Source organism: Seonamhaeicola marinus (assembly GCF_008085455.1).
In genome coordinates, this window is sequence record NZ_VSDQ01000716.1 from 1 (window position 1) to 498 (window position 498).

The window sequence follows — 498 nt, forward strand, 5'->3', positions numbered from 1 at the left end:
TAGTATTAATTAACAGTAAGTATGTGTTAGCTTCTGTAAATTTGTTCAATTAAATTGGAGTATTTTTCCTTAATGGCTTTACGTTTCATTTTCATGGTTGGGGTAAGTAAGCCATCATCAATAGTCCAAACATCAGGTGTAATTTCAAACTTTTTTATTTGTTCCCATTTGCCAAAGTTTTTGTTGGCTTCGTTAATTTCTTCTTGAATACGTTCTTTTAGTTGCGGGTTTTCAAGTAAGTTTTGGTTTGAAATGTTGTGGCGGAGTGCCCATTCTTCAACAAATTCAAAATTTATTTGAATAAGTGCAGCAGGCATTTTTTCGCCTTCGCCAATAACCATTATTTGTTCTATGAAACGTGATTGTTTAAACTCATTTTCTAATAGGGCAGGTATTACATATTTACCGCCAGAGGTTTTAAACATATCTTTTTTACGGTCTGTTATTTTTAAGAAGTTGTCGTTACTTAACTCTCCAATGTCTCCGGTATGGAAATAA

Annotated in this window: 1 pseudogene; it reads right to left on the bottom strand. The window is 32.7% G+C overall.

From position 1 onward, the window contains the following. Nucleotides 1-26: 26 nt before the first annotated feature. A pseudogene (locus tag FUA24_RS17315) lies at nucleotides 27-498 on the bottom strand (AMP-binding protein); the annotation flags it as partial.